Annotated in this window: 22 protein-coding genes and 1 pseudogene; 19 read left to right on the top strand and 4 right to left on the bottom strand. The window is 44.0% G+C overall.

The genetic code is table 11. The features are described 5' to 3' along the window. Positions 1–80: 80 nt before the first annotated feature. The 12 genes from ACVRYP_RS07170 to ACVRYP_RS07115 all read left to right on the top strand — a co-directional run bounded on the left by ACVRYP_RS07170 (position 81) and on the right by ACVRYP_RS07115 (position 5,797). On the top strand, positions 81–284 hold the full coding sequence (locus ACVRYP_RS07170) for a helix-turn-helix domain-containing protein (protein ID WP_447468057.1): 204 nt from the start codon (positions 81–83) through the stop codon (positions 282–284). A 12-nt stretch (positions 285–296) separates the two neighbouring features. Then, entirely contained in the window at positions 297–917 is a 621-nt protein-coding gene (locus ACVRYP_RS07165; RefSeq protein ID WP_447468056.1) for a Rha family transcriptional regulator, read from the top strand. Positions 918–1,068: 151 nt separating this feature from the next. Beyond that, complete coding sequence (locus ACVRYP_RS07160) at positions 1,069–1,368, top strand: hypothetical protein (protein WP_447468055.1); 300 nt, start codon at positions 1,069–1,071, stop codon at positions 1,366–1,368. After that, complete coding sequence (locus ACVRYP_RS07155; protein ID WP_447468054.1) at positions 1,368–1,580, top strand: hypothetical protein; 213 nt, start codon at positions 1,368–1,370, stop codon at positions 1,578–1,580. Before ACVRYP_RS07160 ends, ACVRYP_RS07155 begins: the two co-directional genes overlap by 1 nt. Further along, positions 1,568–1,738, top strand: coding sequence for a hypothetical protein (locus ACVRYP_RS07150; protein WP_447468053.1), 171 nt, complete (start codon positions 1,568–1,570; stop codon positions 1,736–1,738). Before ACVRYP_RS07155 ends, ACVRYP_RS07150 begins: the two co-directional genes overlap by 13 nt. Before the next feature lie 9 nt (positions 1,739–1,747). Next, positions 1,748–2,014, top strand: coding sequence for a MerR family transcriptional regulator (locus tag ACVRYP_RS07145; RefSeq protein WP_447468052.1), 267 nt, complete (start codon positions 1,748–1,750; stop codon positions 2,012–2,014). A 10-nt stretch (positions 2,015–2,024) separates the two neighbouring features. Further along, on the top strand, positions 2,025–2,843 hold the full coding sequence (locus tag ACVRYP_RS07140; protein WP_447468051.1) for a DnaD domain-containing protein: 819 nt from the start codon (positions 2,025–2,027) through the stop codon (positions 2,841–2,843). An 18-nt stretch (positions 2,844–2,861) separates the two neighbouring features. Then, positions 2,862–3,704: an ATP-binding protein gene (locus ACVRYP_RS07135; RefSeq protein ID WP_447468050.1), complete on the top strand. Its 843-nt coding sequence runs from the start codon at positions 2,862–2,864 to the stop codon at positions 3,702–3,704. A gap of 11 nt (positions 3,705–3,715) precedes the next feature. Next, positions 3,716–4,000, top strand: a complete 285-nt coding sequence (locus ACVRYP_RS07130) for a hypothetical protein (protein WP_447468049.1) — start codon at positions 3,716–3,718, stop codon at positions 3,998–4,000. Between the two features lie 85 nt (positions 4,001–4,085). Beyond that, on the top strand, positions 4,086–4,577 hold the full coding sequence (locus ACVRYP_RS07125) for a hypothetical protein (RefSeq protein WP_447468048.1): 492 nt from the start codon (positions 4,086–4,088) through the stop codon (positions 4,575–4,577). Between the two features lie 435 nt (positions 4,578–5,012). After that, entirely contained in the window at positions 5,013–5,411 is a 399-nt protein-coding gene (locus ACVRYP_RS07120) for a DUF722 domain-containing protein (RefSeq protein WP_447468047.1), read from the top strand. Continuing rightward, complete coding sequence (locus ACVRYP_RS07115; RefSeq protein ID WP_447468046.1) at positions 5,411–5,797, top strand: DUF1492 domain-containing protein; 387 nt, start codon at positions 5,411–5,413, stop codon at positions 5,795–5,797. Before ACVRYP_RS07120 ends, ACVRYP_RS07115 begins: the two co-directional genes overlap by 1 nt. A 740-nt stretch (positions 5,798–6,537) precedes the next feature. On the opposite strand, the gene ACVRYP_RS07110 is transcribed toward ACVRYP_RS07115, so the two are convergent. Continuing rightward, on the bottom strand, positions 6,538–7,428 hold the full coding sequence (locus ACVRYP_RS07110) for a MurR/RpiR family transcriptional regulator (protein WP_447468045.1): 891 nt from the start codon (positions 7,426–7,428) through the stop codon (positions 6,538–6,540). A 175-nt stretch (positions 7,429–7,603) separates the two neighbouring features. Here ACVRYP_RS07110 and ACVRYP_RS07105 point away from each other — a divergent pair, with 175 nt between their 5' ends. Next, positions 7,604–8,974 carry a 6-phospho-beta-glucosidase gene (locus ACVRYP_RS07105; protein WP_447468044.1) on the top strand — a complete coding sequence of 457 codons (1,371 nt, stop codon included), beginning with the start codon at positions 7,604–7,606 and terminating at the stop codon, positions 8,972–8,974. A gap of 109 nt (positions 8,975–9,083) precedes the next feature. Then, the gene (gene leuS / locus ACVRYP_RS07100) at positions 9,084–11,585 is read left to right on the top strand and encodes a leucine--tRNA ligase (RefSeq protein WP_447468043.1); all 2,502 of its coding nucleotides are present in this window, start codon (positions 9,084–9,086) and stop codon (positions 11,583–11,585) included. A 250-nt stretch (positions 11,586–11,835) separates the two neighbouring features. Here the strand turns inward: leuS and ACVRYP_RS07095 are convergent. After that, positions 11,836–12,494 (bottom strand): annotated as a pseudogene (locus tag ACVRYP_RS07095) (metal-dependent transcriptional regulator). Between the two features lie 148 nt (positions 12,495–12,642). Here ACVRYP_RS07095 and ACVRYP_RS07090 point away from each other — a divergent pair. The 5 genes from ACVRYP_RS07090 to ACVRYP_RS07070 all read left to right on the top strand — a co-directional run bounded on the left by ACVRYP_RS07090 (position 12,643) and on the right by ACVRYP_RS07070 (position 18,117). After that, entirely contained in the window at positions 12,643–13,578 is a 936-nt protein-coding gene (locus ACVRYP_RS07090) for a metal ABC transporter solute-binding protein, Zn/Mn family (RefSeq protein ID WP_447468042.1), read from the top strand. 98 nt (positions 13,579–13,676) lie between these two features. Next, complete coding sequence (gene troB / locus ACVRYP_RS07085; RefSeq protein WP_447468041.1) at positions 13,677–14,441, top strand: Mn uptake ABC transporter ATP-binding protein TroB; 765 nt, start codon at positions 13,677–13,679, stop codon at positions 14,439–14,441. Position 14,442: 1 nt separating this feature from the next. Continuing rightward, on the top strand, positions 14,443–15,300 hold the full coding sequence (troC, locus tag ACVRYP_RS07080; protein ID WP_447468040.1) for an Mn uptake ABC transporter permease TroC: 858 nt from the start codon (positions 14,443–14,445) through the stop codon (positions 15,298–15,300). Beyond that, positions 15,293–16,135: an Mn uptake ABC transporter permease TroD gene (gene troD, locus ACVRYP_RS07075; RefSeq protein ID WP_447468039.1), complete on the top strand. Its 843-nt coding sequence runs from the start codon at positions 15,293–15,295 to the stop codon at positions 16,133–16,135. Before troC ends, troD begins: the two co-directional genes overlap by 8 nt. A gap of 86 nt (positions 16,136–16,221) precedes the next feature. Continuing rightward, positions 16,222–18,117: a M13 family metallopeptidase gene (locus ACVRYP_RS07070; RefSeq protein WP_447468038.1), complete on the top strand. Its 1,896-nt coding sequence runs from the start codon at positions 16,222–16,224 to the stop codon at positions 18,115–18,117. A gap of 140 nt (positions 18,118–18,257) precedes the next feature. On the opposite strand, the gene ACVRYP_RS07065 is transcribed toward ACVRYP_RS07070, so the two are convergent. Together ACVRYP_RS07065 and accC are read right to left on the bottom strand one after the other, a co-directional pair. Next, positions 18,258–19,031: a LamB/YcsF family protein gene (locus tag ACVRYP_RS07065; protein ID WP_447468037.1), complete on the bottom strand. Its 774-nt coding sequence runs from the start codon at positions 19,029–19,031 to the stop codon at positions 18,258–18,260. After that, positions 19,028–20,389 (bottom strand): acetyl-CoA carboxylase biotin carboxylase subunit, encoded by a 1,362-nt coding sequence (gene accC / locus ACVRYP_RS07060; protein WP_447468036.1) that lies wholly within the window; start codon positions 20,387–20,389, stop codon positions 19,028–19,030. Before accC ends, ACVRYP_RS07065 begins: the two co-directional genes overlap by 4 nt. Between the last annotated feature and the right edge of the window lie 4 nt (positions 20,390–20,393).

Below are 20,393 nucleotides of genomic sequence, written 5' to 3'. Positions count from 1 at the left end.
TATAAATTATGTTGTATCATTTAATTAAATTAGTCATTACGCTATAATGATTGGTTGTTACAAAATAAAAAGGAGAGACTATGCTAAAAAATAATTTACTAATTGTTTTTGCTGAAAAAAAGACCAAAGCTAGTAAAGTTTCAAAAGAAACAGGAATAGCTGAATCTACTATTTCGAATTTAGCAAACAACAAAACTGACACAAAACTTTCTACACTTATTAAAATTTGTACGGTGTTAAAGATTCGTCTGTCTGATCTAATTGAGTTTTTGCCGGAGGAGTAGAAAGGAGCACCAATGGAACTAGTTTATTTAGACGGCAAGAAAGAGCCGTACACACTTTCAAGCATTATCGCTGATTGTGCTGGCGTTCAGCACCACACAATAACTCGGACAATCAGAAAAAATCTTGAACGGTTTGAACGTTATGGAAAGGTTGGATTTAAAATCCAAGCTATGGAAAGTGGACAACAAGCAAAAGATTATATTCTGAATGAGCAACAGGCAACTTTGCTGATCACATTCCTAAAGAATACAGAACAGGTTGCAAACTTCAAAGAAAATCTAGTCAAAGCCTTCTTTGAAATGCGTGACGAGGTGGCAGAGTTTCGCTATCAGAGAGCCTTAGAAAAGCCAAAGCGTAAAGACCTAGTTAAAGCTATCAGTGAATGGCCTAACGCTCCAAAACACGCGCACAGCACTGTTACCAATTTGTTAATAAAAGCAGTCACTGGTTTCAATGCCAAACAGTTAAAAGCCCTGAGAGGTGGTGATATTGCCTTAAATCAGCTTTATAGTGGCGAGCTGAAAGAGTACAACGCCCTGGAAGATATGGTGACCGCGATGGTTGAACTTGATTTCACTTATCACGATATTAAAACCATGGTAAACAAAAAAACGCACCAGCAAGGCGCGTGAGAACAACAAAAAAGGCTATGAGAGCGACCAAACTTCCAAGCCTTTAACACTATAAACTAAAACCAAAATAGCAAGTATGGGATTTAGTTAGGTATTTACTTCATTATATCACAAAAATAGTGATATGTAACGAAACAGAAAAGGTGAATTTATGACTACACAAGAACAAAACACTATTTACTTAACCGCTGATCAGCTTAAAGATTTAGGCCGTCAACTGACAGACATCATGAATAGAATTGAAATGACTAATCATGTCATAGAGGGTCTGGAGTTTGCGTATAATAACGACCGCACTACTTTTGATTGGCTTGCTAAGAAGTTCTTATCAACAACGTTTGAACAACATCAGAAGCTTTATGACCAAATAGATAAGATAGCCTTCCAGCTATTGGAATGCAACAACGCTAGGGAGCTAGAAGCCCTTCCAGGAAGAAAGAAGGTAGGCTAATGAAACAATCGAATGTATTATATGACTATGAGGGGTTAACAGGCCAAATTAGTGAACTAACAGAAATTATAGACCTTGCTATCATGCAAGACGATAAACAGATTGCTCATGCTGTTTTGAACACGCTGAAATATAGTTTGAGCCATTTAGCAGATTACCATACAAAAATAGTTAATGAGGCATATAAGGAGGTTTCAGCATGCAAGAAATAAGTGTTGAGTTTGCAATAGCAATATATATCCTCTTGGCCCCGTTAGCTATCTACTTATGGTTGCGACCAGGAGAGCAGATTAAAGCTTCAAAAGAGCTTGAGAAAACTCCTGAAGTTCCAATGGTTACACCATGGATCATACACAGCTTTTTGAGATAGGGGGATATTATGAACTTGTTATCTAAGGAAGCTGAACTGGAGCTACTTGAAAAGGTTGAGGAGCATTTGGAGAAACGTTTGGCCATAGAGCGTGAACATAATGATAGCTGGGATTTGATTGCGAGAAGTGATGCATTAGACAAGCTTGGAATTAGTGGTACAACCCTAAATAATTGGGAGAAGTACGGCTTAAAGCAATACCAATCCCCGTTTGAAAATAGCAAGAAAATCTATTACCGTAAAAGTGATATATACAATTTTCTTGCAGTAGATTAGGGGGGTAATCGTGGGAAATCGAAGAATGATAAGTAAAACAGTAACTCAAACCCAGAGATTTTTGAGGCTACCACTAGAGGCTCAGGCTCTATATTTTCATTTAATACAAAATTCAGATGATGATGGAGTTGTAGAGGCTTTCCCTGTTGTCAGGATGATAGGTGTAAGTGAGGACAGCCTAGGTTTATTGATAGTCAAAGACTTTATTAGACCGCTAAATGAAGAAATGGTGTATTTCATAACTGATTTTCATGAGCAGAATAAAGTCCGTGCAGATAGAAAGGTAAATTCTGTATACATAGATTTACTAAAGGATGTTATTCCAGGGATTGAAATAACAGAGCCTAGGCAACGTGTAGATAGACCCAAAAAGCCACCTGAGAATGTGGGACAACCACGGGACAACCACGGGGCAGTCACGGGACAGCAGAATATAAGTCAATCTAAGTCAAGTCAATTTAATCTAAGTCAATCTAGGTCAAGTCTAGTAGACCAAGATGAAGAAATTAAAAATCCAATCTTTGAGAAACTAAAATCAGCTTTTGGTGAAATGTCAGTCAATGGAACAATGATAGCTGAGGTAGAGGATTTGCTACAAGTTCATGGGCAAGCTTTGCTATTGTATGCTCTTGATGTAACTATCTTGAATGCTGGTAAGTCAATAAGATATACCAGGACAGTTCTTTCAAATTGGCAAGGTCAGGGGTTAAGGACAGTTGAGCAGATAAAACTGTATGATGAACAGCGCCAGCAAAAGAAAACACCACACAAACAGACAGAGCCAACTAGCTTTGAAGATTGGAAACCGACAGCCGACAATCCTTTTTAGGATTAGAAATGAGGGACAATGAGAAATCCGTTTGAAGAATCTCAGCATCTTCTAGAACTTGAAGAAAAATGTCTTATTCATGATTTGCCTCTTTTGCAACTTGATAAACTGGTTAAAATAGTTGGAGAAACAGAACCAAGAAAACCAGCCCCTTTTTGTCCAGAGTGCGTTGCAATCAAAAGAGATGAGAAAGAAAAAGATGAGTCACAGAGGTATATAGATGCTGAATTATACCAGAAGACCTACTATGTCTTTTTGAGGGATAGTACCATTTCAGAAGAACTAAGAGATGCCGATTTTACAAATTTTATCGCGGAAACACCAGAAGAAAACCAGCTTTTAGAATTTGCCAAAGAACAAGTCAAAAAATACCTAAACGGCATGAATGCAAACACGCTTATTACAGGCTCTACAGGCATCGGAAAAAGCCATCTGAGTATTTCTATTGCCAAGGCTTTAAACGAAGCGTACAAAGCCAAAGGAGAGCCTAAGAGTGTCTTGTTTGTTAATCTGACTGAAATTATCAAGCAGATCAAAGAGGGGTGGAACTTTGGGAAAGGAGCGAGACTTACAGAATTTGAAGCAGTAGATATGTTGAAAAGGGTTGATTATTTAATAATTGATGACCTTGGTTCAAAAAATGCAGTGATAAAGCCTAAAAGTGATTGGGAGCAAGACTTTCTTTTTGATATTCTAAACAATCGTCAGAATACTATTATCAATACAAACTTAAACGGAAGCGAACTTAGAACAGTTTATAATGATCGTAATTATAGTCGAATTTTGAAAGGTTTAGAAGGAAATACGTTTAAATCTTTTACGATAAAGGATAAAAGATACAGCATCAACCATTTTAAATAAGGAGTAAGAACATGACAGCAATCAATGAAATTAAACATGCTTACAGATTATGGCGCGTGGAACAACTCAAACAATCAGAAACCTTGGATAGTTTACTGGACAAGGTGGCAATGCTGGAGCTTGAACTCATGGACCTATCTGATAGTGTGCTAGATGATGATTATCCTGATATGGCAGTAAATGGCGTACATGGCAACCTGGAGGCCGTAGATAATGAGGCTATGACTTTGCTGAAAAGTCTGGACACAGAAAACGACTATAAAGCATTGTGGAAATATGCTAGCCGTAAAGAATAGTGAAGAGAGGCCTTGCCTCTTTTTACTGTTTCTTGGACTTCTTAAGCCAATAGATTTGGGTTTTTTCAGTATAGGGAGGTTTTAGATGAAAGTACTCACTATAGAAACACTTATTAAGCCTATGAAATTAAAAGGCCTAACTCATGGTTTTGCAGAGTTAGACGGCAGAAAGCTAGAAATAAATTTGGATCAGTTATACGTGACTTTTGGTTATGATAGTTTTGAATTGGCCAGAGTACCAGGAACAAAAGGCGGATATAGATACTTTTTTCTTTGCCCTGATTGTGGTAGGCGTTGCAGGAAACTATATAAGCGGTATTTCTATTTTAGTTGTGGGACGTGTGAGCAGATCTATAGGCAGACATTAAACCGCAGTAAGACAGATTGCCAATATTATTGGGAACGTGCATTAAGAGAGGCTAGGAAGGTAGAGCCAGGTTGGACCCCTAAGCGTGGCGGGTATATGTTTGATGGTTTCCCTAGTCGCCCCAAAAGAATGAGACACACCAGGTACTGGAAACATTACCGTAGGTTTATGAAGTACTGGGATAAAGGTAATAGTTTATGGTTACGATAAGAGTATGGAAAATCCACGGAGTGTTTGCAGTTTTTAAAACCATAAGGTTACCATAAGGTACAGGAGATATGTTATGGAGTTGGATTTTAGCAAATTAGACTCGTTACTCTACTTTAAGGTCTCGGAAAACTCGGGAAAAATAGACAGCCTAGGTTGCCAAAGTAGCAAGGCTTTTCTGAAGGGTATGACGATTAGTAACCCCCTTAAAGGGGTAGTTAGACCGCCATAAGGTACAGAATTTTAGTATTTTTTAGTACTAAGGTTTTACAAAGGTAGCGCGCACTTGAACAGAGAGCGAACTCCGAGAAAATGCACGGTAAGGTTACGGTAAGGTATCCCTTTTTTAAGATAGCCGAAAAGTCCGAAAAAAGCCAAGGTACTCCCTGCCTCAGCTAATAGTTATATCGCAATACTATTATATCACGAGGAGGCGCTATGTTAAACAAAGCTATGCTATCTTGTTTAGATGATTGGTTAAATCAATACAGGCACATTGACCATAAAATAGCCAAGAGAAAGCTAGAATTAGAAACAGATAACCCAAAGGATAGTATTAGGACAAGTAAGAGCTACCATATCAATAAGCCTGTAGAAGCCGTTATAATGAGGTGGGATAGTGATTTACGGTTAAATAGCCTTGTGGTATACAAAAGGGCTGTAGAAGCTACGCTAGACGTCCTAGACGACGAGCTGAGGGCTATCTTTATCCGCAAATGGATTGAAGGGCAAATGGTTGAGGAAATAGCTTTAAGCATGGGAATAAAACCCACGCGCCTAAAAGCTAAAATAGAGCGTATTCTTCTTATCTTTGCGGATTTTGTTGGAGCGATTTAATGGAGACAAAACAGATAAAAGCAAATGCGATCCGAAAGTTGAAAGAGTTTTGGAGTTGGAGAAATATTTCTAATTCTGAATTTGAGTACGACGAGAATTACAATTTATACGTTACACGTTCATACCCCCTAGACCAATGCCCCAAAGTATGGCAGAGGGAATCCCCTAGTGAGTTTAAAGCGATAGTAGAAGGTATCAATGCTATAGATAATCCAAGGTACAGAGCAATCCTTATCCTTCAGTTTGCGGAGATATATCTCAATAATAAAGATATTATGGATAGATTGAACTTAAAATCAAGTCAGTATTATAATCTAAAAAATAAAGCGTTGTTAGAGTTTGCTAAGCACTATCGTAGCGGTTGGCTAGAAACGTATAGAGGATAAGATTTGCGCGTGTTTTTTAAGGAGTTTCTTTAAAGGCTTGCATTATTTACAAACAATCTCCCACCCTACCCCCTTGTTTTTCAACGGGGGTATACTTTTATCCACTAAAAGAACGCACCCCTCTTTTGCTTACAAAATGCCCTTTTTAAAGTTTTCAAACTAAGGTTTTAGCTATTTCTAATTTTTAGAAATCCTTTAATCACGCGCTTTTTTGGTATTTTATCTTTGTTTGATATAGCCCTAAGATTACCCTAAGGTAACAACTCTTTTTTAAAAAAAGGGGGGTATTCAACGAGGTAAAAGAAAAGCACGTTGCCGTGCTGATCCCTTGCTTACTGAACTCGTTTTTTAATTCCTTTTTAGTTACCTTTCATGTTTCCTATACTTATTCCTAGTTATGATTTTTAAGAGATAATGGTTTAAAAGTTGGCCTTAATATCCCCTGTTTTTAAGTACTGGAACATGGTCAGATAACAAAATGCTTTAAGATAAGACTTTATATCGTAGAAAGCCTACAACAGTGGGCTTTTTGCTTTGTCTTAAAACGTTGATTTCTGGGTTTGCGCTCCTTTTTGCTAATCTTGAATTTTAGTTAGATAGATTGTAGAGCCTTTTCGTAAAATGAGCCGGCTTTTTGGTTTATCCTAACCTTAAGTTAGATTGAGTGTGGAGGATTTTCAGAGGATGAATAATCATTTTTCTATGACCAACTGTTTTCTCTAATCAAACGCATCGTAGTCTTAATCTGATGAAACTTCTTGTTCCTCGAGCGCGCTGTGGCTGGCTTTTCGGAAATCAATCTGCCGTCCTGTTGCCTTGAGGTGCTGGTAGTGGCCATCGTAATCTTGGGCAAATAGGACAGCATACAAGATATTGAGCAGGAGAATGATGGAGGTGTTACTGCTGAAGCTCCCGATTTTTGAGTACAGCTTTTCCCGTGTCGTCAGCGGCAAGAAGCTGGTGCAGGACTTCGCAAGCTGGTTGTTACCGATACTGGTGATGGCAAGCGTCGGGATACCTCTATCCTGCAGGATGCGGTTAATACCGAGTAGGTTGTCATTTTCCCCAGAGTAGGAAATCAAAATAGCGCAGCTATTAGCGTCGAGATTATGGGCCAGATAGCGTTCCTCGCCGGGGATGTCTGAGAGGATGACGGTCTTGCCTAGACGCCTCATTTTGAGGGCAAAATCCTGAGCGATGAGCAGATTGGCGTTGTAGGCAAAGATAGCAATTGTGCTGGCTTGAGATAGGAGGGATTTAGCATTAGCTAGGCTATCGTGATTGAGCAAGGACAGGGTGTCTGCTATGGTGGCTTCTTCTAGAGTAGCCATTTTTTGAGCGATGGTCATGATATTATCCTTAGGACCAAAGGGGTGGTTAGCGTCTAAATCGGCCAACCCTTTTTGACTATACTGCCATTCCTTTAAGTAGGCCCGTTTAAAATCAGTCCAGCCTGAAAAGCCCAATTTTTTCGCCATTCGGACGACAGTCGAAGGTTGGGTATAGGTGTTTTGAGCGATGGTCTGAATAGACGAGGTTTCCAGTTTCTCTGGAAATGCGAGAAGGAAATTGGCAACGCCTTTTTCAGCAGGTGACAATGGGAAATGTTGCAGTTGTTCGTGAATGAGCATAAGGCTCTCCTTTCCTTTTAGTTTACTCTTTTTAGCAAGTTTTTCAAATAATTCGCAAAAAAGGCAGTATATTTAAGAAAAAATAGAAACATTTTTAGAGGTTGCTCCAGTCTTGTTGAAAACGGTATCAATTCTAGCTATACTGAAGGTATCACAAGTTAAAGGAGAAAAAGCAATGGTTAAAATTGCAACAATTGGTGGTGGGAGCAGCTACACACCAGAGCTGATGGAAGGGTTTATCAAGCGTTATAACGAGCTGCCTGTTAAGGAAATTTGGCTGATAGACATTGAAGAAGGCCGTGAAAAGCTGGAAATCGTTGGTGCTATGGCACAGCGGATGTGGGATGCCTCCCCTTATGATGTGAAGGTTCACATGACTTTAGACCGTGAGGAAGCTCTCAAAGACGCGGACTTTGTTACTACCCAGTTTCGTGTCGGTCTCTTAAATGCTAGGGTTAAGGATGAGCGCATTCCGTTTTCTTATGGAATTCTTGGTCAGGAAACAAATGGTCCTGGCGGTATGTTCAAGGCTTTTCGGACTGTTCCGATTATTTTAGACATCGTAGAAGACATGAAACGCCTTTGCCCCAATGTATGGTTGATTAACTTTGCCAATCCTAGTGGTATGGTCACAGAAGCTGTTCTTCGTTACGGCAAATGGGACAAGGTCATTGGCCTTTGCAATGTACCGGTAATGGCCAAGATGACGGAACATGTCATGCTTGATGTTCCCCAAGAAGACCTGATCTACAAGTTTGCAGGGGTCAACCATTTCCACTGGCATCGGGTAGCGGACAAGCATGGAAATGACGTGACGCCCAAAATCATTGATAAACTCTACGAAGAAGACAACGGTCTGCCTAAGAACATCCACGGGGTTCCCTTCTATAAAGAGCAGCTCCTTCAGATGAACATGATTCCATGTGGTTATCATCAGTATTATTACCGTTCGGAGGAAATGCTGGCGCACGGTATCGAGGAATTCAATACTGTCGGCACCCGTGGTCAACAGGTGAAGGCCTTGGAAGAAGAACTCTTTGATCTCTACAAGGACCCAGAGTTGAATTACAAGCCAAAACAGCTTGAAGAGCGTGGCGGTGCGTATTACTCGGACGCAGCCTGTGAAACCATCGTTTCCATCTATGCCAATAAGAACACGGAGATTGTCGTTTCAACCCGCAATGACGGCGCTGTGCCAGACCTGCCAGATGACTGTGCGGTGGAGGTGACAGCTTACCTTGGTGGACAAGGGGCCCGTAACGTGGCCTTCGGTCCTTTACCAATTGCTGAAAAAGGCTGGTTGCAAGTCATGAAAGCGATGGAATTATTAACCATCGAAGCAGCTGTTACGGGTGATTACGCCACAGCGCTACAAGCCTTTACCATTAACCCATTGGTTCCCTCTGGTGCGACAGCTAAGCGTGTCATGGACGAGTTGTTCATCGCTCACAAGAATTATTTACCACAATTTGCGGACACGATTGCTCGCTTGGAAAAAGAAGGCATTACCATCAAAGACGACATCGCACGGGAGTTATCCCTATAAAGATGAAAAAGGTCAGTAAAACTGGCCTTTTTGACTGTTTTTGGATAAGGCTAAACTATTTTTCACAAAAATGGTATAATGTAGGAGATATTATTTTTTGGAGAATCCTATGACTTTTTACAACCACAAAGACATCGAGCCTAAGTGGCAGAAGCACTGGGCGGATAATCATACCTTTAAGACAGGCACTGACGCCTCAAAACCTAAGTTTTATGCCCTAGACATGTTCCCTTACCCGTCTGGTGCGGGCCTCCACGTTGGTCACCCAGAAGGCTACACAGCAACAGACATCCTCAGCCGTTTCAAACGGGCTCAGGGCTACAATGTCCTCCATCCAATGGGGTGGGACGCTTTTGGTCTGCCGGCTGAGCAGTATGCCATGGATACAGGAAATGACCCTGCCGAATTCACGGCTGAAAACATTGCCAACTTCAAACGCCAGATCAACGCCCTCGGCTTTTCTTACGACTGGGACCGTGAAATCAACACGACCGATCCCGACTACTACAAATGGACCCAGTGGATTTTCACCAAACTCTATGAAAAAGGCTTAGCCTATGAAGCCGAAGTGCCGGTCAATTGGGTCGAGGAATTGGGAACAGCTATAGCCAACGAAGAAGTCTTGCCAGATGGCACCTCTGAGCGTGGCGGCTATCCTGTTGTTCGCAAGCCCATGCGCCAATGGATGCTCAAAATCACAGCCTATGCAGAACGCCTCTTAGAAGACCTTGAAGAGGTGGATTGGCCAGAGTCGATCAAAGACATGCAACGTAACTGGATTGGCAAGTCCACAGGGGCGAACGTGACCTTCAAAATCAAAGACACGGACCAGGATTTCACCGTCTTTACGACCCGTCCGGATACCCTTTTTGGAGCGACCTATGCCGTCCTTGCACCAGAGCATGCCCTGGTCGATGCCATCACGACAGCTGACCAAGCAGCAGCGGTTGCTGACTACAAACGCCAAGCCAGCCTCAAGTCTGATCTGGCCCGTACCGACCTGGCTAAGGAAAAGACAGGTGTTTGGACAGGTGCTTACGCCATCAACCCGGCCAATGGCAAGGAAATGCCGATTTGGATTGCGGACTATGTCCTTGCTAGTTACGGGACAGGTGCCATCATGGCCGTGCCTGCCCACGACGAGCGTGACTGGGAGTTTGCCAAGCAATTTGACCTTGAGATTCTTCCGGTTCTCGAAGGGGGAAATGTGCCTGACGCAGCTTACACCGAAGACGGTCTTCACATCAATTCAGACTTCTTAGACGGCCTCAACAAGGCTGACGCGATTGCCAAAATGGTCGCTTGGTTGGAAGCTGAAGGTGTCGGAAATGAAAAAGTAACCTACCGCTTGCGCGACTGGCTCTTTAGCCGTCAACGCTATTGGGGTGAGCCAATCCCAATTATCCATTGGGAAGATGGCACCTCAACAGCAGTACCAGAAAGCGACTTGCCACTGGTCTTGCCAGTGACCAAGGACATCCGCCCATCAGGGACAGGAGAGTCACCGCTGGCTAACATTACCGACTGGCTGGAAGTGACCCGTGAAGATGGGATCAAGGGCCGTCGTGAGACCAATACCATGCCACAATGGGCAGGTTCAAGCTGGTACTACCTCCGCTATATTGATCCCCAAAATACTGAAAAATTGGCCGACGAAGACCTGCTCAAACAATGGTTGCCAGTGGATATCTATATCGGTGGTGCTGAGCATGCCGTGCTTCATTTGCTCTATGCCCGCTTCTGGCACAAATTCCTCTACGACATCGGTGTGGTACCGACCAAGGAACCTTTCCAAAAACTCTTTAACCAAGGGATGATTTTGGGAACCAGCTACCGCGATAGCCGCGGGGCCTTAGTGGCTTCTGACAAGGTGGAAAAACGTGATGGTGGTTACTTCCACATTGAAACTGGTGAAGCCTTGGAGCAAGGACCGGCCAAGATGTCCAAGTCCCTCAAGAACGTCATCAACCCAGATGATGTGGTCGACCAATACGGTGCCGATACCTTGCGGGTTTATGAAATGTTCATGGGGCCACTGGATGCTTCAATCGCCTGGTCTGAAGAAGGCTTGGAAGGCTCCCGCAAGTTCCTAGACCGCGTTTATCGCCTCATCACGACTAAAGACATCGTAGCTGAAAACGACGGCAAACTGGACAAGGTTTATCATGAAACGGTTAAGAGCGTGACCGAGCAAATCGAACAGCTCAAGTTCAATACAGCCATTGCCCAACTCATGATTTTTGTCAATGCCGCCAACAAGGCTGATGCTCTTTATAGCGAGTATGCCAAAGGCTTTGTTCAACTCATTGCGCCGTTTGCGCCGCACTTGGGTGAAGAACTCTGGCAAACCCTGACCCAGTCCGGTCAATCGCTCTCTCACGTGGCTTGGCCAAGCTATGACGACAGCAAGCTGGTCGAAGATGAGATTGAGATTGTTGTCCAAATCAAGGGCAAGGTCAAGGCCAAACTCATGGTGCCAAAAGACGCTAGCCGTGACGAGTTAGAAGCCATCGCCATGGCAGACGACAAGGTCAAGGCAGAGCTTGATGGCAAAGACGTCGTTAAAGTTATAGCGGTACCAAATAAATTGGTTAACATTGTTATTAAGTAACCCAATTGATTGGCTTATTTCCCACCTCAAAATCTCCACTGGAGCTATTGAGCCAACTAAATTGGATGAAATAAGAAACTTATCTGAGAGGAGGTAGTTGAAGAAGCGTCGATAAGCTCTTCAGAGCTAGTGGCCTCTCTTAAAAAAAGAAAAAGGATTGCCTCTGATTATTCAGAGAGGCAATCCTTTTTGGTTTCAGTGGTGTTTTATAAGGGAAATGCTGTTTGGATAGAGGACAACCCAAGCTGAGTCAGTCTATGACAATTTTTTCCACATACAGTTTCTGAGCAATCGGAACAGTCACTTGTAATGAGGAGGCCTTCTTCGTTTTGAGGCTAAAGGTCCCTGCGTAGTCGTCAATCTGAGTTAGTTCGATCCGATCACCGACTTTGATATCATGCTGCTCGAGATAATCTAGCAGTTGGTAATCGTCCTGAACACGGACCAGACGATAGCCACCAGTTTGGTCTATTTGGTCCAAGGTTTGCTGATATTTTTCAATTAACAACTGTCCTTGCGCAGGAATGGTCCCTCCGTGAGGGCAGGTTTTCGGGTAATCTAATAATTTTTCGAGGCGTTCGATAAACAGGGTTGAAACCGTGTGTTCCAAGACTTCAGCTTCCTGGTGGATTTGCTCGATGGTATAGCCTAGATGATTGACTAAAAAACTTCAATCAGCCGGTGCTTTCGGTACAGCGCGGCTACCAGATACTGGCCTGACGTTGTCAAGGTATAGCCGCTCTGCTTGTCTTTAACGATCAAGTCGTCAGCGATTAATTTTTTGAGCATTTCTGTCACTGCTGGTGCAGAGACCTTCATCACCTCTGCGACTTGTTTATTGGAAATTTTAGTATCCTGCAAACTCAGTTCATAGAGGCATTTGAGGTAGTCTTCTTTGTTAGGTGTCATAAAGGTTCTTCTTTCTTGGATTGACCGTATCTTATTTTATTATACCAAAATTTTAAAAAATACTTGACTTTATAGATTTTTTAGGGTAAATTATAATTAAAATTAACCATGGTTAATAAAAATAATAAGAATCGTTAAGGAGAATAATATGCTTAAGAAATGGTTTACTGCAATGATAATGTTGTTGCTTAGTTTAGGGTTGGTTGCCTGCGGAACTCGCTCGTCCGAGCAACCGACATCTGGCGTTGAAAAACCAACTGTTACTGTTACGACTTCGTTCTTAGAGGATATGGTTCAGCAATTAGCAGGAGATGCTGTTACGGTGGAATTGATTATCCCAGCTGGCGAAGACCCTCATCTTTACACGCCTAAATCCAGCGATTTGGACAAATTGGCTAAGGCTGATTTGGTGCTCTACCATGGTCTTCATTTTGAAGGAAAAATGGTGGATGCCCTTGAGCAATCGGGTGTTGCTGTTTCTAAAGATTTTGCAGAATGTGACATCAATTCGATGGACGAAGATGGAGAATCAGTTGTTGATCCACATTTTTGGTTTGACATTGCCCTTTATAAACAGGCGGTAGAAGTGGCTTCAGAAGAATTACAAAAACTCTTGCCAAATGCCAAGAGCACCATTCAGTCTAATACGGACGCTTATCTAGCAGATTTAGATGACTTGGACGCTTGGAATAAGGAAGAATTGGGCAAGATTGCTGAGGGCAGCCGTTACTTGATCACCCCTCATGATGCCTTTAATTATTTTGCGCGCAGCTACGGTTTTGAAATTGCAGCGCCCCAAGGAGTGAGTACGGACTCAGAAGTGGCTAATAGCGATATGATGGAAACAGTAGATTTAATTGTCACTAACAAGGTTAAAGCCATCTTTACAGAAAGCACGACCAATCCTGAACGCATGGAAAAACTGAAGGAAGCGGTTGAAGCTAAGGGTGGCAGTGTGACAGTTGTAACAGGTGATGGCAATGAACTCTTGTCGGATTCGCTAGCACCATCTGGTGAAGACGGTGATACCTATATTGACATGTATAAGCACAATACAAGACTCATGGTGGAGAATCTCAAGTAATAGATCAGAGCAAGCTGAGACAGGATCTGTTTCAGCTTACTGGTTTTATAGTGATAGATGCTCATAGAGACGGGCTAGAGCAGAAAAAGGAAATGAAAATGACAGAATTTGCGTTAAAAACAGAACGTCTTAGTGTGCGTTATGGCAATATCTTGGCCTTATCGGATGTTAGTATACGGATTCCCAAAGGAAGCCGCTGTGCCATTGTTGGTCCCAACGGTGCAGGGAAATCAACCCTTTTTAAGGCGATCTTAGGGCTAGAACCCTCTCAAGGAAGTCGTGAAATCCTAGGACAGAGCGAGAGATTAGACAAGGTGATTGAACAGTCCATCGCCTATATTCCTCAAGCATCCGATGTCAATTGGCAGTTTCCAGCAACCGTTTATGATATTGTCATGATGGGGCGATTTGCTAAAATGAAAGGATGGTTTAAAAGACCTAATAGTCACGATCGGGCAATTGTGGCTGAGGCCATTCAGACCATGGCGTTAGAAGAGTTTTTGGATCGTCAAATTGACCAACTGTCAGGCGGTCAGCGACAGAGGGTTTTCATTGCCCGGGCTCTCGCTCAGGAAGCAGACCTTTACCTGATGGATGAGCCTTTGGCAGGTGTGGACATTCAGACGGAAAAAATCATTATGGACACGCTAAAGGATTTTCAGAACAAGGGCAAGACGTCTCTCGTGATTCACCATGATCTCAATAGTTTGACCTCTTATTTTGACCATATGGTTTGGGTGAATCAAGGAGTGATTGCTGCAGGTCCGATTAAGGATGTTTTAACAACGGAAAATTATCAAAGAACCTACCGCATCGAACAATCTATTCGGGGCCTAATGGGCTTTAATTTCAAGGAGGAGTAAGGTGTTAGCAGTTTTAACAGATTATGCCTTTTTGACAGTGGCAGTAGGAACGTTAATATTGGCCTTGGCGTCTAGTATGGTTGGCACAATCACAGTATTGACCAAACAGAGTTTAATTGGAGACATGCTAGGGCATGCGGCTTATCCAGGGGTTGTTTTTGCCTTTATGGTTTTTCAATCGCGTCAGCCCTTACTGCTCATGTTGGGAGCTATGCTATCAGGCTATGTTTCCTATCGGCTCGTTTATTGGATTGCTGGCCATCGTCGTCAGTCGCTCATTAATGCCTTGGCTTTGGTGTCAGCAGCCTTCTTTGGTCTTGGGATGGTCCTTAAGCAATTTGTTCAGGGAAATCCAACTTTTGCTAATAGTTCGCAGGCCGGTCTTCAAACCTATCTTTTTGGTCAAGCTGCCTTTATTAAAAAGGCGGATGTGATTTTGATTATCGGTGTTTCGGTCGTTTGCTTGGCTTTATATGGAATTTATTACCAGCGTTATCGCCTTATGTTGTTTGATCCTGTTCATGCGCAACTGTCAGGGGTATCAGTTAAGACGCTGGATTTCTTGACGCGCTTGATGATGATTGCCTTGATTTCAGTAGGGTTAAAAGTGGTCGGAGCTATTCTTATGAGTGCCTTTCTCATCGCGCCAGCTAGTCTAGGGCTCTTATGGGGCAAGAGTTATGGGCAATCGCTGCGCCTTGCAGCTGCCCTGGCAAGCGTATCAGCCTTAACGGGCTCATATATCAGCTCGTTAGTATCTGGCATGTCAACGGGACCTAGCATTATTGTGACCATGAGTGCTTTGTCCTTAGTGATTTGGGCTATCAAAAGAGGATTTGGAAGGAGTAACCATGTCTGAGGTGTTATGGATTTTAGGTATTGTGTCGGTATCAACAAGCCTGTTGGGAAGTCTTTTGGTTTTGCAAAATCAAGCCATGATCGCTGATGCTCTGTCGCACTCGGTGCTCTTAGGAATCGTGCTCGGTTTTTTCGTCAGCCATAGCCTGGAATCACCTCTGTTGGTCATTGGGGCAGCAGTTTTTGGAGTGCTCACGGTAGTCTTGATTGAAATGATTCAGTCTAGGCGGTTGGCACGTGATGCAGCAACGGGTCTAGTTTTTTCGACCTTTTTTGCCTTGGCGGTCCTCCTCATTTCCATGTTTGCTCGAAATGTCCATCTGGACCTGGATATAGTTTTGATGGGAGAAGTGCTCTTTGCTCCCTTTTATCGGATGTCTATTTTTGGTCTGTCCTTGCCGGTAGCTTTGGTCAAGAGTCTGGCTACTTTAGGGATCAATCTGCTCTTTTTAGGACTAGCTTACCACCCCCTGAAACTGATGCTCTTTGACCCAACCCAAGCTCGGTTACAAGGGATTCCTGTGAAAGGGTTACAATTAGTTGTTATGGTGCTGGTGTCGTTGACAACGGTGGTTTCCTTTGATGTGGTCGGGTCAATTGCGGTTATTGCCCTCATGGTAGGGCCAAGCATGACCGCGCTCATCTGGGCAAAACACCTGCCTCAGTTTCTTTTCTCTACTCTAATGATAGCCCTACTCAATAGTTGGTTGGGCTTTACCCTAGCAAACCAGCTGGACCTGACCATGGCAGGAGCCTGTGCCGTCGTTAGCCTACTGACCTTTTTGGTCGCTTTGGTGGGGCGTAAAGGGTTGGAAAAATCTTTTGAAGATAGCTAATGCTTTAAAGTTATGCTGATTCAAATCATGCAATTCTTAGGCGTTTTTGCTAGAATAAAGGGAGTATAAGAAAAACGGAGACTACTATGGTACGCTTACAAGATGATTTTTACGATGCGGTTAATGGTGATTGGGAGAAGACTGCGGTCATTCCTGATGATAAGCCTAGAACAGGTGGCTTTTCAGACCTCAACGATGAGATTGAGGACTTGATGTTAGAAACAACGGACAAGTGGTTAGCTGGTCAAGATGTACCAGACGATGCGGTTATCCAAAATTTTGTGAAGTTCCACCGCCTGGCTACCGACTTTGATCAACGCGAAGCCGATGGGGTAGAGCCAGTTTTGCCGTTGATTGATGAGTTCAAGGCGTTGACATCTTTTGAGGAGTTTGCCAGTCAAATCGCTAAATTTGAGTTGGACGGCAAGCCTAATCTTCTGCCCTTAGGTGTGTCGCCTGACTTTATGGATGCTCAGACCAATGTGCTTTGGGCTTATGCGCCGTCAACGATTTTGCCGGATACGACATATTATGAAGAAGGACACCCGCAAAAAGAAGCACTCTTAGCCAAATGGCGTGAGAGTCAGGAAGCCTTGTTGCCAAAATTTGGCTTTTCAGAAGCTGAGATTGCGGACATGCTGGACAAGATTTTAGAGCTTGACGCCAAGCTGGCTCAATACGTTCTTTCTAGTGAAGAAGGGTCTGAGTATGTTAAACTCTACCATCCCTATGACTGGGCTGAATTTGTCGCTTTAACGCCAGAATTGCCATTGGATGCTATTTTTACGGAGATTTTAGGGGGGCAGCCTGACAAGGTCATTGTGCCAGAGGAGCGCTTCTGGACTGAATTTGCTAAGGACTTCTATTCTCAAGCCAACTGGGAATACCTCAAAGCAGTCTTGGTGCGAAGCGCAGCTTTGAGTTACACCTCTTACTTGACCGACGAAATCCGCGTCTTAGCGGGTGCTTATAGCCGTGCCCTTTCTGGGACGCCTCAGGCCATGGACAAGAAAAAAGCAGCCAATTATCTCGCGCAAGGGCCATATAGCCAAGCCTTGGGGCTCTGGTATGCGGGTGAGAAATTCTCGCCAGAAGCCAAGGCAGATGTGGAAGAAAAAGTGGCCAATATGATCCAGGTCTACAAGGACCGTTTGGAGACGGCGGACTGGTTGGCGCCAGAAACGCGTGAGAAAGCGATTGTCAAACTCAATGTCATCACGCCACATATCGGCTACCCTGAAAAATTGCCAGAAACCTATGCTAAGAAAGTGATCGATGATAGTAAGTCTCTGGTTGAAAACGCACAGGAATTGGCTAAAATCAGCATTGCCCACACCTGGAGTAAGTGGAATAAGCCTGTGGACAAGTCCGAGTGGCATATGCCTGCTCACATGGTCAATGCCTACTACGACCCGCAACAAAACCAGATTGTCTTCCCTGCAGCCATTCTACAAGCGCCGTTTTACAGTTTGGAGCAAAGCTCTTCAGCCAACTATGGCGGTATCGGTGCGGTTATTGCTCATGAGATTTCCCATGCCTTTGACACCAACGGGGCTTCCTTTGACGAACACGGTAGCCTCAATGACTGGTGGACCGAGGCTGACTATGCGGCCTTTAAGGAACGGACGGATAAGATTGTGGCGCAGTTTGATGGCTTAGATTCCTATGGAGCCAAGGTCAATGGCCAGTTAACAGTCTCTGAAAACGTTGCTGACCTGGGAGGGGTGGCCTGTGCCCTAGAAGCAGCTCAAAAAGAAGCTGATTTTTCTGCAGAAGCTTTCTTTAAAAACTTCGCGACCATCTGGCGTATGAAGGCGCGTCCAGAGTACATGCAAATGCTGGCAAGTGTCGATGTCCATGCACCAGCTAAGCTTCGAACCAATGTCACCTTGACTAACTTTGATGCCTTCCATGAAACCTTTGGTATCACTGAAAAAGACGCCATGTGGCGTGCGCCAGAAGAGCGTGTGATTATTTGGTAGAACCAAGATGAAGATTGAGAGTGATCTCGGTCTTCTTTTGGTTTGGAGAAGTAAGATAAAAAGCTATCATAACCATGTAAAAAAACGCATGCCAGTCACTTTTTCGTGAGCAGGGCATGCGTTTTAAAATAGTCTTAGGGTTAAGCGATAATCTCCGACAAGGGTGCAATCTGGATCCCTTTTCTGTCAAAGGTCTGGCGAATGGTGCGGACAAAATCGAGGGCTTTGGGTCCGTCACCATGAACACAGATCGAGTCAACTTCGATAGGAATAATGGCTCCATCAATCGTCGTCACCGTTTTTTGAGTAATCATCTGAACGAGGCGATCGATAGCCAGCGCTTCATCTGTAATCATAGCCCCCTCCTTACTGCGAGCAACCAGAGACCCGTCTTTTTCGTAAGCGCGATCTGCAAAGACTTCTTTGGCAACGCGTAGGCCAGTGGATTTGGCAGCTAGGGCTAATTCGCTAGCACCCGGACAGAGCAGAATTAACCTGTCATCGTAGCGGGCAACGGCTTCTGCGATGGCCTTAGCTAATGGGGTGTCTTGACAGGCCATGTTATAGAGGGCCCCGTGTGGTTTGACGTGTTGGAGCTTGGCGTTATGAGCAGTGACAAAGGCCCCTAGAGCCCCTATCTGATAGGTAATGTAGGCACTGGTTTCTCTAGCGGTTGTCTGTAGATTCCGACGGCCAAAGCCCATCAAATCAGGAAAGCCAGGGTGAGCTCCGATATCCGTACCATGGCCTTTGGCTAGGGCGATCGTAGTGTCCATGACCAGAGGATCTCCGGCATGAAAGCCGCAGGCCACATTGGCAGAGCTGACTAGCGGGATGATCTGATCATCTTGGCCAATCTTGTATGCGCCGAAGCTTTCGCCTAAATCGCTGTTTAAATCAACCTTATAGGTCATAATTTTCCTCCTGCCTTGAGTGATAAAAAGTGCTCGATAAAGCTGGTTGTGATGTCGCCGGCTTTAAAATCAGGATTTTGCATGATGCTGTATTGGAAGTCAAGGTTGGTTTCTACTCCCAATATAACCATCTCACCGAGGGCGCTTTTCATTTTTTGAATGGCAGCCTCACGGTCTGGGGCATGGACAATGACTTTGGCAATCATCGAATCATACTCAGACGGAATCTGATAGCCTGAGTAGAGAGCTGTGTCGACCCGGACTCCATTTCCAGCTGGGAGATGCAGATGATTGACGGGCCCCGGACTTGGCATGAAGTTTTTGGCCGGGATTTCAGCATTAATACGGCATTCGATAGCGTGTCCGCGCAACTGAATCTCCTCTTGTTTAAAGGACAAGTGCTGGCCATCGGCAATACGGATTTGCTCAGCAATCAAGTCTGTGCCTGTAACCATCTCTGTGACACCGTGCTCCACCTGGATGCGGGTGTTCATCTCCATAAAGTAAAAATCACCGTTCTTATCCATGATAAATTCAATGGTTCCTGCGTTGACATACTGAACGGCTCGGGCAGCAGCGAGAGCGGCTTGGTTTAGTTGCTCTCGCAAGCGGTCGTCAATCGCAGGTGAAGGGCTTTCCTCAATAAGTTTCTGGTGGTTACGCTGGACAGAGCAATCCCGCTCTCCCAGGGCTACGACTTGACCGTACTGGTCAGCCATGATTTGGATTTCAATGTGTTTCGGGTCTTCGATGTATTTTTCCAGATACATGGCATCGTCCGCAAATGCATTGATGGACTCACTCTGAGCAATGGTAAATTGGTCTTCAAATTCAAGGGCATTTCGGGCAATCCGCATGCCCTTTCCGCCACCACCTGATGAGGCTTTGATCATGATTGGAAAGCCAATGTCAGGAAGAAGGGCTTTGGCATCTTCTAAATGTCTGATGTGACTAGGACTTCCTGGGACAATAGGCACCCCAGCAGCAGTCATGGTTTGGCGGGCTTGGGATTTATTGCCCATCTGGTCAATGACCTCTGGGCTTGGTCCGATAAAGATAAGCCCATTGTCTTGGCAGAGTCTTGCAAAATCTGTATTTTCAGAAAGAAAGCCAAAACCTGGATGAATGGCATCAGCACCAACATTGAGAGCGGCAGTGATGATGTGGTTTTTGTTGAGGTAGCTGTTGCGGGCAGGTCCTTCGCCGATACAAATCCGTTGGTCAGCCAGTTGAACATGTAGGCTATTAGCATCCTCTTTAGAATAAATAGCTACAGACTGCAGACCTAGGTTTCGACAGGCACGGATGATCCTAACAGCAATCTCTCCCCGGTTAGCGATTAAAACTTTTTGAATCATAGCG

Source organism: Streptococcus rifensis, from assembly GCF_053203525.1.
The sequence above is the reverse complement of the archived record's forward strand: the minus strand, read 5'-3'. Positions and strand labels throughout refer to the sequence as shown.